This is a genomic window from Symbiopectobacterium purcellii, assembly GCF_019797845.1.
In the GTDB taxonomy this organism is placed as follows: Bacteria; Pseudomonadota; Gammaproteobacteria; order Enterobacterales; family Enterobacteriaceae; genus Symbiopectobacterium; species Symbiopectobacterium purcellii.
The window spans coordinates 3396461-3412783 of sequence record NZ_CP081864.1; the positions used below are offsets into that span (position 1 = coordinate 3396461).

At 49.0% G+C, this 16323-nt stretch carries 9 protein-coding genes, 3 tRNA genes and 3 rRNA genes; 3 read left to right on the forward strand and 12 right to left on the reverse strand.

All coding sequences use genetic code 11. The features are described 5' to 3' along the window. Positions 1-40: 40 nt before the first annotated feature. The 4 genes from K6K13_RS15895 to dnaQ all read right to left on the reverse strand — a co-directional run bounded on the left by K6K13_RS15895 (position 41) and on the right by dnaQ (position 3183). Entirely contained in the window at positions 41-880 is an 840-nt protein-coding gene (locus K6K13_RS15895) for a CpaB family protein (protein ID WP_222157860.1), read from the reverse strand. A gap of 213 nt (positions 881-1093) precedes the next feature. Beyond that, the gene (locus K6K13_RS15900; protein ID WP_222157861.1) at positions 1094-1330 is read right to left on the reverse strand and encodes a Flp family type IVb pilin; all 237 of its coding nucleotides are present in this window, start codon (positions 1328-1330) and stop codon (positions 1094-1096) included. Between the two features lie 907 nt (positions 1331-2237). Continuing rightward, a tRNA-Asp gene (locus K6K13_RS15905) sits at positions 2238-2314 on the reverse strand. Positions 2315-2448: 134 nt separating this feature from the next. After that, positions 2449-3183, reverse strand: coding sequence for a DNA polymerase III subunit epsilon (gene dnaQ, locus K6K13_RS15910; RefSeq protein ID WP_222157862.1), 735 nt, complete (start codon positions 3181-3183; stop codon positions 2449-2451). Between the two features lie 57 nt (positions 3184-3240). On the opposite strand from dnaQ, the gene rnhA reads away from it, so the two are divergent. After that, the gene (gene rnhA, locus K6K13_RS15915) at positions 3241-3705 is read left to right on the forward strand and encodes a ribonuclease HI (RefSeq protein WP_222157863.1); all 465 of its coding nucleotides are present in this window, start codon (positions 3241-3243) and stop codon (positions 3703-3705) included. Between the two features lie 5 nt (positions 3706-3710). On the opposite strand, the gene K6K13_RS15920 is transcribed toward rnhA, so the two are convergent. Beyond that, a complete protein-coding gene (locus K6K13_RS15920) occupies positions 3711-4445 on the reverse strand; it encodes a class I SAM-dependent methyltransferase (RefSeq protein WP_222157864.1) in 735 nt (244 codons plus the stop codon). Positions 4446-4691: 246 nt separating this feature from the next. Here K6K13_RS15920 and gloB point away from each other — a divergent pair, with 246 nt between their 5' ends. Further along, positions 4692-5447, forward strand: a complete 756-nt coding sequence (gene gloB, locus K6K13_RS15925) for a hydroxyacylglutathione hydrolase (RefSeq protein WP_222157865.1) — start codon at positions 4692-4694, stop codon at positions 5445-5447. Positions 5448-5518: 71 nt separating this feature from the next. After that, complete coding sequence (mltD, locus tag K6K13_RS15930; protein ID WP_222157866.1) at positions 5519-6898, forward strand: murein transglycosylase D; 1380 nt, start codon at positions 5519-5521, stop codon at positions 6896-6898. Positions 6899-6965: 67 nt separating this feature from the next. Here mltD and K6K13_RS15935 read toward each other — a convergent pair whose 3' ends face one another. The 7 genes from K6K13_RS15935 to clpB form a co-directional block, all read right to left on the reverse strand. Then, positions 6966-7757: an endonuclease/exonuclease/phosphatase family protein gene (locus tag K6K13_RS15935; protein ID WP_222157867.1), complete on the reverse strand. Its 792-nt coding sequence runs from the start codon at positions 7755-7757 to the stop codon at positions 6966-6968. A gap of 172 nt (positions 7758-7929) precedes the next feature. Next, positions 7930-8006 (reverse strand) — tRNA-Asp (locus tag K6K13_RS15940). 47 nt (positions 8007-8053) lie between these two features. Further along, a 5S ribosomal RNA gene (gene rrf / locus K6K13_RS15945) occupies positions 8054-8169 on the reverse strand. A 122-nt stretch (positions 8170-8291) separates the two neighbouring features. Continuing rightward, a 23S ribosomal RNA gene (locus K6K13_RS15950) occupies positions 8292-11199 on the reverse strand. 197 nt (positions 11200-11396) lie between these two features. After that, a tRNA-Glu gene (locus K6K13_RS15955) sits at positions 11397-11472 on the reverse strand. A 139-nt stretch (positions 11473-11611) separates the two neighbouring features. Continuing rightward, positions 11612-13153, reverse strand: a 16S ribosomal RNA gene (locus K6K13_RS15960). The 16S, 23S and 5S rRNA genes sit together here with 2 tRNA genes alongside, the layout of an rRNA operon. 464 nt (positions 13154-13617) lie before the next feature. Continuing rightward, positions 13618-16197, reverse strand: a complete 2580-nt coding sequence (clpB, locus tag K6K13_RS15965) for an ATP-dependent chaperone ClpB (protein WP_222157868.1) — start codon at positions 16195-16197, stop codon at positions 13618-13620. Positions 16198-16323: the final 126 nt, after the last annotated feature.

Genomic DNA, 16323 nt, shown 5'->3' on the forward strand with positions numbered 1-16323 from the left:
CTCTGTTAAAATTTCCTTATGCCCCAACAGGCAATACCTGTTAACCGCGCCACTCGTGTGTGGGCCGCGAGCGAGGTTCATCAAACAGGGGGGCACTGCTGACGGGCCATGTTGCCTCTTTGCCGGATAGAGTTTCACTACCTCTCGAACGCAAGTCAATCGGGTTTCTGGCCGTGGGAAATAGCAGTATTTTGGCGTTGCCTTCTAATCCTTTTAGCAGTTTGATTTCTGAATCTCTCAGTTCAACCAGGAGTTGGCTTCTACTTTCTTGAGACTTCTCTTTTTCATCCTGGTTTATCCGACGAATTGCCAATACACGCCTATTGATCATCAGGGGTTTAAGCCGGGTATCGCGAATCGACCTCGCGGGCGAGATAATGTCCTCACTTCCGTTATCGTCTTGACGGAGTCCATAGGAAAGATAGATATCCACACTGGCACCTGGTTTTAAATTGGTTAACAGATAATGCTCAGAAGCATCTAACTCAAAGGGGTAAAGCACATTTCCTGGCATGATAAACATAGCGATATAATCATCACTGCCTGGCTCAACCAACGCCGCTGGTTGAAGGTAGGTGCCTTTGGCTACCGCACTTTTAAGTGCCCAATGAATAAGGTCATTTTGTTTTATATTGAACTGCATATCAGTGCTTTCTGGTGATACAGATATATTTTTCAATTGAAAATCATCTTTCTTCAGAACATTGTTGGCAGACAGGTCTCGCTGGGCGACGGCCACGACAATGGTTTCTGCTAAAGAATCTCCCCGCATGTCACTCGTTCCTGATGTCGGCGTACGTGCGGATTTCATATAGAATAAAATACCAATGCTGCCAGTCAGAATCATTAACAGGTAAATAATCAATGCGCTCTTTTTCATTTCAACGCTAATCCGCTTTCTCTGTTGTTATAAAATAACAATCAGGTATAATACCCATTATAAGAATCCCCTCTTTTTTTTGACATATAGCTACCGCATGAGATCAATAAAGGCTTTCGAAACAGGCACTTTAATAAAAACATGCAGATATAAAGTACCTGTTTCAGGTTAAAGTATCACTTCAACTTTCCAGAGGATAGTCAATAACCTCTATTAAATAGAAGCATCCACTTTCGTTTTGATCTTGTTGAAAATTGTTGACAACATATCTCTAACAGGCCCACTTTCACCAAAAATAACCGTAACCACCGCAGCAACACCCGCGGCTACAATAGCATATTCAACAGCGGTTACCCCGCGCTGATCATTTTTAAAATTTTGCATTACTTCAGTAAAATACATATAACCCACGATAGACTTTCCCTGAAAATAATTTGCTAAAGAATGCATATCCAATTCTCTCCATTTATTAATGCTATTATTTTCACCAGGTCTTTTCGACTTGGTAATGTTCAACACTCATTATATTGCGGGGATTTTATAGCATCTCTTTTTCGCCATTAACAATGGCAATATTTATAAAGAAAACCCAAAGAACAATTGCCACAACCTATCAAGTAACAAAGCACTAGCAAGAATAGAAAAAATAATAAGATTTTTCTTACCTATGAAAAATACACACATAAAACAAACAACAATTAATATTACCTTTCTTTAAAAAGATGATAAGAATAACTAACAAAAATAAGTTAGACAGATGCTTAATCATAAAAATATAAAAAAAACGGCCTATCTACATAGGTTCATTATAAAATGAATGAGAAATCAACATTTAGTCATAAACACTAAACATTCAAAGAAAAAAGAATAAAATATCGATAGGAGAAATGAAACGATAAATAAAAACACACAAGCAGGTCGCGTAATGGAATTGATAGCGGCCCACATAAACATTGCTCATGTGATACCAGACCACTCAACCAGAGATAATATATTGTTTTATTTTTAATTTATTAGCATTCAACGGCAATAACACGCGCAGACAGAAGGTCATGCACATGATTTTCAGTAAAGGGGGCATGGCATAGACAGAGAAAATATAACATAAATTATCTGTTTAAAATTCTTATAATCGATAATATCTAACACGGCAGCGAACCCACTCATTCACACGAACCAATGAATAAATTTCATCTCACCCGCGCTAAAAGCCAGTATCGTAGCTAATACATTGCATTTTCATCGAAGGAAATACTACACCATTTCGTTTTCTTTACTGTTGATAAATTCAGCACCCAGCGAGAAAGCAAAAAAAAATGCTGATATAAGCGAACTTATATCAGCATTCTCTAGTTATTGGCGGAACGGACGGGACTCGAACCCGCGACCCCCTGCGTGACAGGCAGGTATTCTAACCGACTGAACTACCGCTCCCCATTAACATGCCCTTGCGAGCGGGATGAATACTAAGGTGATCTGGGTATGGCGTCAATGCTTTTTATAATCAATTCATACTGTTTGTTTATAATTCCAGCGTCATGCTGTAATCATCATCAACCGGATGATGATCATTGGCGCCACAAGCAACTGCCTCCCTTTTTGGCAATCAGATCGAGGCGCGTTTCATGTGCAGCCAGTTCTTCCGGGCTAGCATAAATGATGGGCAACGTTGACGCTTGGCGCGCAATTCGCTGTACGCTCTCACTTTCTGCACTCACTTGCTGGGTGTCACTCTCCATGGCAAACGCCAAAGAGGTTTGTCCCCCGGTCATGGCCAGGTAGACATCAGCCAAGATTTCGGCGTCGAGTAACGCCCCGTGCAGCGTTCGTTTGCTGTTATCTATCTGATAACGATCGCACAATGCATCCAGGCTGTTTCTTTTACCAGGAAACAGCTTACGCGCGACCATGAGGCTATCGGTGATCTTGCAAAACGTCTCTGTCTTCGGGATATCCCGATTCAGCATACGAAATTCATAGTCCATAAAGCCGATATCAAACGTGGCATTATGAATAACCAGTTCCGCACCGCGAATGAACTCAATAAATTCCTCAGCTATCTCAGCGTAGGCAGGTTTATCTTGTAAAAACTCATCGCTGATGCCGTGCACCATGAACGCTTCCGGATCAACCAGTCTATCAGGCTTGATATACACATGATAATGGCGCCCCGTCAGGCGGCGATTAATGACCTCCACCGCACCAATCTCAATAATTTTATGGCCTTCATAATGAACGCCAAGCCTGTTCATACCCGTGGTTTCGGTATCCAGAACGATCTGTCGTGTAATTGCAGTGCTCATCGCTTTCGTTTTATGTCAGACTTACGGTTTTTATGATTAAGGCAGAGTCTACCAGAGATGACAAAGCAGGTAGAAATTTTCACCGATGGTTCTTGTCTGGGAAATCCCGGCCCAGGTGGTTATGGCGTTGTGCTGCGCTACAAACAGCACGAAAAAACCTTGAGTGCAGGTTATCGCCTGACGACCAATAATCGCATGGAGTTAATGGCGGCGATTGCGGCGTTGGAAGCATTGACCACGCCGTGTACGGTGGTACTGAGTACCGATAGCCAATATGTGCGGCAGGGTATCACGCGCTGGATCCACAATTGGAAACTTAAAGGCTGGAAAACCGCCGATAAAAAACCGGTTAAGAATATCGATCTCTGGCAGCGCCTGGACACCGCCATTCAGCGACACACGATGCGTTGGGAGTGGGTCAAAGGCCATGCGGGCCATCCAGAGAACGAGAAATGTGATGAACTGGCACGCCAGGCGGCGTCGCACCCGACGCAGGACGATACCGGGTATCAGCCGGAATAACCCGCTTAAAATGGCCGGTATCCTTTACGATAACTCTTGGTTGCCCCCACAGCCCTGCGCACCGGTAGTTTGTTGAATTTCTGGCGCAAGGGAGACATGGTAAGCGGAATGGTACGTTTTCGCGCAACAAGGAGCATCAGACAGCCTAAGGGCGCAGAGTGTGGCGCTGATGTTGTTATCTTCTGCGGTATCTTCCACGGCACCACGTGGAAGGTTCCCTGATACAGCACTTCATAATTGAGCAAGCTGAGCCAGTCGACCATACGCATCTGCGTGAACATGCGTGCACAATAGGGTTGGCATTGACGAAGACCGGGCGTCAGCTTTCCAGCCCCAAGCAGGCTTATTGGATTAAACCCACTCAGCAATAACCAGCCGTCATTGATCAATACCCGGTCCACCTCGCGTAAAATACGGTGCGGATCCGACGAATAAGAGAGCGTATGCGCCAGCAAACAGGCATCGATAGACTTCTCAGAAAAGGGGAGTTGGTAAGGGTCAGCCAAGACATGTACACCATCAGCAGCGTACGGATTGATATTAACCTGATGAGAAATGGCACACGAGTCCGTCGCGATAGCGTTGCTGAGCGCGCCCACTTTCAGTAGGTGGAAGCCAAACACACGCGGCCACCACGCTGCCAATGCATGTTCAAGCGCCTGCTGGTAATGTGCGCCCCAAGGGATATCCTCCCAACACGTTGGCAAAGAATAAGCCTGAGGCGTATGCGCTGGCTTCATAGATTAGTATTCTCCCTCAGACCCAATAGCTATCTCAGAACACGTAATATACCCTAAATAATTCGCGTTGCAGGAAGGCGGCAAGTAAGGAACAAATTTGAACAGCGCCTGCGCTAACCCACAGGGTGAACCTCAGGGATGAGGTTCATTCATCACGATAAGCTTAGTCAGGTAAGCGATTCAGGTGAGTGAACGCAGCCAACGTGCATACAGCTTGAAGTATGACGGGTATAAATGAGGTATCACATGAATCTTATCAGTATTGCAGCACTTTCGGACAACTACATTTGGCTATTACATGACGCACAGCACCGTTGTGTCATTGTCGATCCCGGTGAAGCAGAACCAGTATTGCAAGCGCTACATAAACATCAACTCACGCCGGTAGCGGTGTTGCTCACCCATCATCACAGTGACCATGTCGCGGGGGTGCCTGATATCCAGAAGACTTACCCTGACTTGCCGGTTTATGGACCCGAAGAGACCGCGCAGCGTGGTGCGACACACATTTTGCGCGATGGCGATCACATTAAGTTACTTAATTCGGATTTCTCCGTGTTTTCTGTACCAGGTCACACTTTAGGTCACATTTCGTACTACTCAGCCCCTTATTTATTCTGTGGAGATACACTGTTTTCGGCTGGCTGTGGGCGAATTTTCGAAGAAACCCCAAGGCAAATGCATGAATCAATTGATAAAATATCAAAACTGCCCGATGACACTCGTATTTGCTGCGCACATGAGTACACCCTGTCAAATCTTGAGTTTGCTCACACTATCTGGCCTGAAGAATGCAATATTACCGCTTACCTTTCTGAAATCAGGCTATTACGCGATAAATCTCAATCAACATTGCCAACCACCCTTGGTCTTGAACGAAAAATCAACCTTTTCCTTAGGTGCCATGATACTGATTTAAAAGAAAAATTAAAAATAAAACCCGGTAACATAGAGGATTGGCAAGTTTTCGCCCAATTACGGGGTAAGAAAGATTGCTTCTGAAGGTTTTTGTTGTGCTGATCGGCTAATCAAAGTATTATTGCTCGTCTTTTAAGCAAACTATTGACACACATATGAAGGCTCAAGCGATTATTATCGCCTCAGTCTTGTTGGCAGGTTGCCAAGGGGTCTACCAAGACACCTCTCAACCGAAACAACATGGGCAGAGTCTGTCTTCAGCAGGTCAAGGTGAAGCAGGAAAGTACACAGGAAGTCGAGAGACATCCGCGCGCTGGCTGGATAATAATGGCCTAGCGCAGCGCGACCTGTGGAACTTCATTAGCGACGAGCTGAAGATGGAGGTTCCGGATAACATCCGGATCCGCGAGCAAAAAACACGATACTTAAAAAATAAGAGCTATCTCCACGATGTAACATTACGGGCAGAGCCGTACATGTACTGGATAGTCGAGCAGATTAAGCAGCGCAAAATGCCGATGGAACTGGTACTGCTACCCATAGTGGAGAGCGCTTTTGATCCCAAGGCCACATCATCCGCCAATGCCGCAGGGCTCTGGCAGATTGTGCCAGGCACTGGGCGTAACTACGGTTTGAAACAGAACCAGTGGTATGATGGTCGTCGCGATGTTGTTGCATCAACGACGGCTGCCTTAGACATGATGCAGCGCCTCAACACAATGTTTGATGGTGACTGGCTACTTACCATCGCCGCCTATAACAGCGGTGAAGGTCGTGTATTGCAAGCAGTAAAAGCAAATAAGGCAAAAGGCAGGTCAACAAGTTACTGGGCATTGGCGTTACCACGTGAAACGTCACTTTATGTCCCGAAAATGTTGGCCTTGAGCGATATTCTTAAGAATAGCAAAAAATACGGCATTGAGTTACCTAAGCCCAACGAAAGTCGAGCACTGGCGCAGGTAGACCTGGGTCAACAGATGGAGTTGACGCAAGCTGCTGAAATGGCGGGATTGTCGCTAACAAAACTGAAGAGCTACAACACGGGCTACAAACGTGACGTGACCGCGCCGAACGGGCCACATTACATTATGGTGCCTAAAGCTCATGTTGAGCAGTTGAAGGATTCGTTGGCAGATGGCGATATCGCCGCTGTACAACCCACTAAACTGGCGCAGCTATCCACAAGTACCGAATACAAGGTTCGTTCAGGCGACACCCTGTCAGGTATTGCGGCGAAACTGAAGGTCAGCGCGCAGGATCTGCGCAAGTGGAACAATCTGGCCAGCGCTAACGCGCTGAAGGTTGGTCAATCGCTTCAGGTGGCACAAGCCTCTACCGGCAGTAAAAAAGGTAACAGTAATTCCATTACCTATCAGGTGCGTAAAGGAGACTCTCTCGCGAGTATCGCTAAACGCCATGGGGTAGATATCGCAGATGTCATGCGGTGGAATTCAGTCATCAATAAAAAGGCGAATATTCAGCCTGGAGATCGGTTAACGTTGTTCGTGAATACGGCAACATCACCAGACTCTTAAGTGCTGTTTAGCCTATAAAAAAACCACGGTGGTTAACCATCGTGGTTTTTTTCGTGTTGTTTTAACGTCATGCTGGCAACTGAAATTCAACCAACAACGGGTTATGGTCAGACGCCTGGGTAACCAAAACAGAAGATTGCATGACATGCAAACCACGGTAAAAAACAAAATCTAACGGGCGGCCGAACGTCCGACGCCGCTGGTCGTCGACAAAGCGAACCTCGCGCAAAGCAATCTCACTGGCAAATTGATAGAGCGCATTGATACGCTGCCGGCTCCAGGCATTGAAATCCCCAGCCATGACCACAGGTCCGGCATGACGTTTGACCTGTTCACCAATCGCATCTAGCTGTTTGCCATAGACTTCAACACCGATGCTGAAATTAATCGCATGGATATTAATGACCATCAGTTGCTGAGTACTCTGCAATGCATAAACCGTAATCAGCGCCGACTTAGACAGGCGCAGCAGAGGTTCTCTCTCTCTTAGCGGACAGCAATATAACGGTTGCGCCGCAGACTGCGTCATCACTCCCGAAGGGTGTTGCGGGAGAACAACGGCAGGAACCTGATCGGTAGCAACATAGTTCGCCGTTGCAAAACGAATCAGCTCAGGCGTACTTTGTGCTTCTTGCAGTAAAACCAGATGCGCATCTTTACCGAAGTTTTGTAATACAGAAAGCCAGTGCAGGCGCTGCTGTTTGTAGATGTTCCATACCAATACACGCAGTACATCGTTTTTTTCAAGCAACGGCTCCTCTGGCAGTGCCTGCATAACAGGATACTGTATACCAGAGGAAAAAATTCTCTCTACGGGCTGCCCCGCACTGTACCTTACCGCATAGGTTTTTTTTCGCACAACGAACCTGCTTGTCTCTTCAGTGCTACACGCTATTACTTTAAGCAAAGAATGGCCTGAGTGACAGGGATATTCGGCAAGACTTGCACTGCATAACAGATCTTTACAGAGCAAGCAAATGACAGGAGAAAGTAAAAAGCCCTGAGCAATCGCTCAGGGCTTTTCTTTTTAGTGGCGGAACGGACGGGACTCGAACCCGCGCCCCCCTGCGTGACAGGCAGGTATTCTAACCGACTGAACTACCGCTCCACCGATACTTTTTCATTACCAGACACCGTCTGATAATCGATATAAAAACCTGGCAGTTCCCTACTCTCACATGGGGAAGCCCCACACTACCATCGGCGCTACGGCGTTTCACTTCTGAGTTCGGCATGGGGTCAGGTGGGACCACCGCGCTATCGCCGCCAGGCATATTCTGTTTCATCTCACCCGTCCTTTCGAGCCAGCAAGACCAATCTGTCAACAAGCTGAATTACGAGTAACGATTCTCTTCATCACCACTCACAACCACCAAAACATCTTCGGCGTTGTAAGGTTAAGCCTCACAGGTCATTAGTACTGGTTAGCTCAATGCATCGCTGCACTTACACACCCAGCCTATCTACGTCGTCGTCTTCAACGGCCTTTTAGCGTCCTCTAGGGACAAGGGAGAACTCATCTCGGGGCAAGTTTCGTGCTTAGATGCTTTCAGCACTTATCTCTTCCGCACGTAGCTACCGGGCAATGCCATTGGCATGACAACCCGAACACCAGTGGTGCGTTCACTCCGGTCCTCTCGTACTAGGAGCAACCCCCCTCAATTCTCCAACGCCCACGGCAGATAGGGACCGAACTGTCTCACGACGTTCTAAACCCAGCTCGCGTACCACTTTAAATGGCGAACAGCCATACCCTTGGGACCTACTTCAGCCCCAGGATGTGATGAGCCGACATCGAGGTGCCAAACACCGCCGTCGATATGAACTCTTGGGCGGTATCAGCCTGTTATCCCCGGAGTACCTTTTATCCGTTGAGCGATGGCCCTTCCATTCAGAACCACCGGATCACTAAGACCTACTTTCGTACCTGCTCGAGCCGTCACTCTCGCAGTCAAGCTAGCTTATGCCTTTGCACTAACCTCCTGATGTCCGACCAGGATTAGCTAACCTTCGTGCTCCTCCGTTACTCTTTGGGAGGAGACCGCCCCAGTCAAACTACCCACCAGACACTGTCCCCAGCCCAGATCATGGGCCCAGGTTAGAACATCAAACATTAAAGGGTGGTATTTCAAGGTTGGCTCCATGCAGACTGGCGTCCACACTTCAAAGCCTCCCACCTATCCTACACATCAAGGCTCAAGGTTCAGTGTCAAGCTATAGTAAAGGTTCACGGGGTCTTTCCGTCTTGCCGCGGGTACACTGCATCTTCACAGCGAGTTCAATTTCACTGAGTCTCGGGTGGAGACAGCCTGGCCATCATTACGCCATTCGTGCAGGTCGGAACTTACCCGACAAGGAATTTCGCTACCTTAGGACCGTTATAGTTACGGCCGCCGTTTACTGGGGCTTCGATCAAGAGCTTCTCCTTGCGGATAACCCCATCAATTAACCTTCCAGCACCGGGCAGGCGTCACACCGTATACGTCCACTTTCGTGTTTGCACAGTGCTGTGTTTTTATTAAACAGTTGCAGCCAGCTGGTATCTGCGACTGCGCAAAGCTTCAGGAGTAAATCCCTACACCTCGCACAGCGTGCCTTCTCCCGAAGTTACGGCACCATTTTGCCTAGTTCCTTCACCCGAGTTCTCTCAAGCGCCTTGGTATTCTCTACCTGACCACCTGTGTCGGTTTGGGGTACGATTCAATGTTACCTGATGCTTAGAGGCTTTTCCTGGAAGCTGGGCATCTGTCACTTCAGTACCGTAGTACCTCGTCATCACGCCTCAGTGTTAACAGTGACCCGGATTTATCAAAGTCACCCACCTACACGCTTAAACCGGGACAACCGTCGCCCGGATGACATAGCCTTCTCCGTCCCCCCTTCGCAGTAACACCAAGTACAGGAATATTAACCTGTTTCCCATCGACTACGCCTTTCGGCCTCGCCTTAGGGGTCGACTCACCCTGCCCCGATTAACGTTGGACAGGAACCCTTGGTCTTCCGGCGAGCGGGCTTTTCACCCGCTTTATCGTTACTTATGTCAGCATTCGCACTTCTGATACCTCCAGCAAACCTCACAGTTCACCTTCAACGGCTTACAGAACGCTCCCCTACCCAACAACGCCTAAGTGTCGCTGCCGCAGCTTCGGTGCATGGTTTAGCCCCGTTACATCTTCCGCGCAGGCCGACTCGACCAGTGAGCTATTACGCTTTCTTTAAATGATGGCTGCTTCTAAGCCAACATCCTGGCTGTCTATGCCTTCCCACATCGTTTCCCACTTAACCATGACTTTGGGACCTTAGCTGGCGGTCTGGGTTGTTTCCCTCTTCACGACGAACGTTAGCACCCGCCGTGTGTCTCCCGTGATAACATTCTTCGGTATTCGTAGTTTGCATCGGGTTGGTAAGTCGGGATGACCCCCTAGCCGAAACAGTGCTCTACCCCCGAAGATGAATTCACGAGGCGCTACCTAAATAGCTTTCGGGGAGAACCAGCTATCTCCCGGTTTGATTGGCCTTTCACCCCCAGCCACAAGTCATCCGCTAATTTTTCAACATTAGTCGGTTCGGTCCTCCAGTTAGTGTTACCCAACCTTCAACCTGCCCATGGCTAGATCACCGGGTTTCGGGTCTATACCCTGCAACTTAACGCCCAGTTAAGACTCGGTTTCCCTGCGGCTCCCCTATACGGTTAACCTTGCTACAGAATATAAGTCGCTGACCCATTATACAAAAGGTACGCAGTCACACCCATAAAGAGTGCTCCCACTGCTTGTACGTACACGGTTTCAGGTTCTATTTCACTCCCCTCGCCGGGGTTCTTTTCGCCTTTCCCTCACGGTACTGGTTCACTATCGGTCAGTCAGGAGTATTTAGCCTTGGAGGATGGTCCCCCCATATTCAGACAGGATGTCACGTGTCCCGCCCTACTCATCGAGCTCACAACCTGTGCATCTTCGTGTACGGGACTATCACCCTTTACTGTGCGACTTTCCAGACGCTTCCACTGACACACAAGCTGATTCAGACTCTGGGCTTTTCCCCGTTCGCTCGCCGCTACTGGGGGAATCTCGGTTGATTTCTTTTCCTCGGGGTACTGAGATGTTTCAGTTCCCCCGGTTCGCCTCATGCCACTATGTATTCATGACATGATAGTGCAACGAATTGCACTGGGTTTCCCCATTCGGGTATCGTCGGTTGTAACGCTTCATATCAGCTTACCGACGCTTTTCGCAGATTAGCACGCCCTTCATCGCCTCTGACTGCCTAGGCATCCACCGTGTACGCTTATTCACTTAACCTCACAACCCGAAAATGTTTCAGGTGTGAAAGCTTGAGAGAATCACAATAGTAGTAGTGAGCCACTATTGCTCGTTTCAATTTTCAGCTTGTTCCAGATTGTTAAAGAGCAAATATCGTAAACACGACTCGTAAGTCATCTTTACGTTATTGTCGGTTCCGCAGAACCGGTGATAATGTCTTTCACTCATTATCGGTATGGCGTCCCCAAGGGGATTCGAACCCCTGTTACAGCCGTGAAAGGGCAGTGTCCTAGGCCTCTAGACGATGGGGACACGAAAACCCGATTAACACAACAGCTCTAATCGGTTCGTATCAGCATGAGTCAGAGACTCATTCATCAACAGGTGCTTTTTGCTCAGCATTTTCATCAGACAATCTGTGTGAACACTTCACAGAATCAGTATCATTAGGTAAGGAGGTGATCCAACCGCAGGTTCCCCTACGGTTACCTTGTTACGACTTCACCCCAGTCATGAATCACAAAGTGGTAAGCGCCCTCCCGAAGGTTAAGCTACCTACTTCTTTTGCAACCCACTCCCATGGTGTGACGGGCGGTGTGTACAAGGCCCGGGAACGTATTCACCGTAGCATTCTGATCTACGATTACTAGCGATTCCGACTTCATGGAGTCGAGTTGCAGACTCCAATCCGGACTACGACGTACTTTATGAGGTCCGCTTGCTCTCGCGAGGTCGCTTCTCTTTGTATACGCCATTGTAGCACGTGTGTAGCCCTACTCGTAAGGGCCATGATGACTTGACGTCATCCCCACCTTCCTCCAGTTTATCACTGGCAGTCTCCTTTGAGTTCCCGGCCGAACCGCTGGCAACAAAGGATAAGGGTTGCGCTCGTTGCGGGACTTAACCCAACATTTCACAACACGAGCTGACGACAGCCATGCAGCACCTGTCTCAGAGTTCCCGAAGGCACTAAAGCATCTCTGCTAAATTCTCTGGATGTCAAGAGTAGGTAAGGTTCTTCGCGTTGCATCGAATTAAACCACATGCTCCACCGCTTGTGCGGGCCCCCGTCAATTCATTTGAGTTTTAACCTTGCGGCCGTACTCCCCAGGCGGTCGATTTAACGCGTTAGCTCCGGAAGCCACGCCTCAAGGGCACAACCTCCAAATCGACATCGTTTACAGCGTGGACTACCAGGGTATCTAATCCTGTTTGCTCCCCACGCTTTCGCACCTGAGCGTCAGTCTTCGTCCAGGGGGCCGCCTTCGCCACCGGTATTCCTCCAGATCTCTACGCATTTCACCGCTACACCTGGAATTCTACCCCCCTCTACGAGACTCTAGCTTGCCAGTTTTGAATGCAGTTCCCAGGTTAAGCCCGGGGATTTCACATCCAACTTAACAAACCGCCTGCGTGCGCTTTACGCCCAGTCATTCCGATTAACGCTTGCACCCTCCGTATTACCGCGGCTGCTGGCACGGAGTTAGCCGGTGCTTCTTCTGCGAGTAACGTCAATAAGCAAGGTTATTAACCTTACTGCCTTCCTCCTCGCTGAAAGTGCTTTACAACCCGAAGGCCTTCTTCACACACGCGGCATGGCTGCATCAGGCTTGCGCCCATTGTGCAATATTCCCCACTGCTGCCTCCCGTAGGAGTCTGGACCGTGTCTCAGTTCCAGTGTGGCTGGTCATCCTCTCAGACCAGCTAGGGATCGTCGCCTAGGTGAGCCATTACCCCACCTACTAGCTAATCCCATCTGGGCACATCTGATGGCGCGAGGCCCGAAGGTCCCCCGCTTTGGTCTTGCGACGTTATGCGGTATTAGCTACCGTTTCCAGTAGTTATCCCCCTCCATCAGGCAGTTTCCCAGACATTACTCACCCGTCCGCCGCTCGTCACCCAAAGAGCAAGCTCTCCTGTGCTACCGCTCGACTTGCATGTGTTAGGCCTGCCGCCAGCGTTCAATCTGAGCCATGATCAAACTCTTCAATTTAAAGTTTGATTTGCTTCTGCAAGAGAAGCGATGCTCAAAGAATTATTACTGTTAGTTCGTAATGAATTAACTTTTGTTCACTCTTCAAGACTTTTATTTTTTTAAGCCCGTAGGCTTTACGATAAAGTCCTGTGAGTGCCCACACAGATTGTCTGATTAATTGTTAAAGAGCGTTGCCACATCAACCGTGGCGCGGGAGGCGTATATTACGCTGCACCGCTGAAAAGTCAACGTTAATTTTTCAATTTCGCGTTCGGCTTTCCTGTTTTACTTCTTACTGTTACCACAACCGCGTGTCGCTGTTGCCGTGTCAGTGGAGGCGCATTATAGGGAGTTCTTTCGCGCTGACAAGCGCTAAATGCAAAAAAAATTCTAAGCGCTTATTTTTAACACAGTCACCCCGTATAAAAAAAGCGGCACGTCGGTGCCGCTTAGCTTTTTCTTCATAAAAAACATTACGTTAATTACTGCCTGGCAACAATATGCTGTTCACTGCCCTCAACATCCAAAGTGACCGGTTTCCCCGGAATCAATTTGCCCGAAAGGATTTCCTGGGCCAATAGGTTTTCAATCTGCTGCTGAATAGCGCGTTTGAGCGGTCGAGCACCGTAAACCGGGTCAAACCCAATCAGCCCCAATTGTTGCAATGCCGCCTCAGTCATCGTGACCTGATAGCCACGTTCTTCCAGTCGTTTGTACAACCGCTGCAACTGAATACGCGCGATGGACATGATGTGTGCCTGGCCCAATGGGTGGAATACCACGACTTCATCGATACGGTTGATAAACTCCGGACGGAAACGATGGCTGACCACATCCAGAACCATGTCACGCATCCCGACATAATCCATTTCACCGAAATGTTCCTGAATAAGATCGGAACCCAGGTTCGAGGTCATCACGATAACCGTATTACGGAAATCCACCGTTCTGCCCTGGCCGTCCGTCAAGCGCCCATCGTCAAGCACCTGCAACAGAATGTTGAACACATCCGGATGGGCTTTTTCAACTTCATCAAGCAGGATCACGGAATAAGGACGCCGCCGAACCGCTTCGGTGAGGTATCCCCCTTCTTCATACCCCACGTATCCCGGAGGAGCGCCCACCAAACGTGACACTGAGTGCTTTTCCATAAATTCAGACATGTCGATGCGCACCATCGCGTCATCGCTGTCGAACAAGAAAGCCGCCAGCGTTTTGCACAGCTCAGTTTTCCCCACCCCGGTCGGTCCCAGGAACAGGAACGATCCAATGGGCCGGTTAGGATCGGAAAGGCCCGCACGGCTGCGACGAATTGAGTTCGCCACGGCGGTGACGGCCTCATCTTGCCCGATAACGCGCTGATGAAGTTCTTGCTCCATACGCAGCAGCTTGTCTCGTTCACTTTCCAGCATGCGCGCGACGGGTATTCCCGTCCATCTTGCAAGCACTTCAGCAATTTCGGCGTCGGTCACTTTGTTGCGTAGCAGGTGCATGGTTTTCCCTTCCGCCTGCGTCGCCGCCGCTAGCTGTTTTTCAAGCTCGGGCAAACGCCCATACTGCAACTCCGACATGCGGGCGAGATCGCCCTGACGACGCGCCTGCTCCAGTTCGATCTTCGCTTGTTCCAACGCAGCCTTGATATTTTGCGTGCCGCTGAGAGAGGCCTTCTCCGCTTTCCACTCTTCTTCAAGTTTGGAATAGTCGCGTTCTTTCTGCTCCAGCTCTTCGTTCAGCAAGGACAGCCGCTTTTGGCTGGCCTCGTCAGATTCTTTTTTCAGCGCCTGCTGTTCCAACTTTAACTGGATGATGCGCCTGTCCAAGCGATCCAGTGATTCCGGTTTCGAATCCATCTGCATACGAATGCTTGATGCGGCTTCATCAATCAGGTCAATGGCTTTATCCGGCAGTTGTCTGTCGGCAATATAGCGGTGCGACAACATGGCCGCCGCCACAATCGCCGGGTCAGTGATCTGGACGTGATGATGCAATTCATAACGTTCTTTAAGCCCACGCAAAATCGCAATGGTGTCTTCAACATTGGGTTCCGCCACAAACACTTTTTGGAATCGGCGTTCCAGAGCAGCATCTTTCTCAATGTATTGCCGGTACTCGTCCAGCGTGGTCGCACCGACGCAATGCAACTCGCCGCGCGCCAATGCAGGCTTCAGCATGTTACCCGCATCCATTGCACCGTCCGCTTTACCCGCGCCAACCATGGTATGCAACTCATCGATAAACAGGATGACGCTGCCTTCCTGTTTTGCCAGATCGTTTAGCACGCCTTTCAGGCGCTCTTCGAATTCACCACGGTATTTGGCACCGGCAATCAATGCCCCCATATCTAACGACAGCACACGTTTGTGTTTCAGCCCTTCAGGCACTTCGCCGTTGACGATACGCTGTGCTAATCCTTCTACGATTGCCGTTTTCCCGACGCCAGGTTCACCGATCAACACCGGGTTGTTTTTAGTACGGCGTTGCAGTACCTGTATGGTTCTGCGAATTTCCTCATCACGGCCAATCACCGGGTCCAATTTGCCCTGTTCAGCGCGTTCGGTTAAATCGATGGTGAATTTCTTTAGCGCTTGTCGTTGATCTTCCGCATTTTGGTCGTTCACCTGTTCACCACCACGTACCTGGTCAATGGCTTTAGAGACGGCTTCTTTGGTTGCTCCAGCCCGCGCAAGGAGATCGCTCAACGTGCCGCGCGTGTCCAGCGCCGCCAGCAAAAACAGCTCGGAAGAGATAAATGCATCGCCGCGCTTCTGTGCAATCTTGTCACACAGATTGAGAGTACGGACGAATTCATTGGAGGGTTGCACATCGCCATCAACGCCCTGCACCTGAGGTAAGCGTGCGATGGCCTGCTCAATGTCGTTTTTAAAGCGAACCGTGTTTACACCTGCCGTGGTCAACAGCGGGCTGACCGTGCCGCCTTCCTGCTGCAACAACGCACTCATGACGTGTAACGGGTCGATAAACTGATGATCCTTACCGAGCGCAAGAGATTGCGCATCCGCAAGGGCAAGCTGGAATTTATTGGTAAGACGATCCAGACGCATAACTCCTCCCATACATACTGGTCAAAATTGCTACTGGAGATTAAATCAGGTCATCCCTCAAAATTTCAAGATTATTTTGCCAGTAATAATAGGAGGAATGCAGTTACTTACCATGGATCGTCTTAA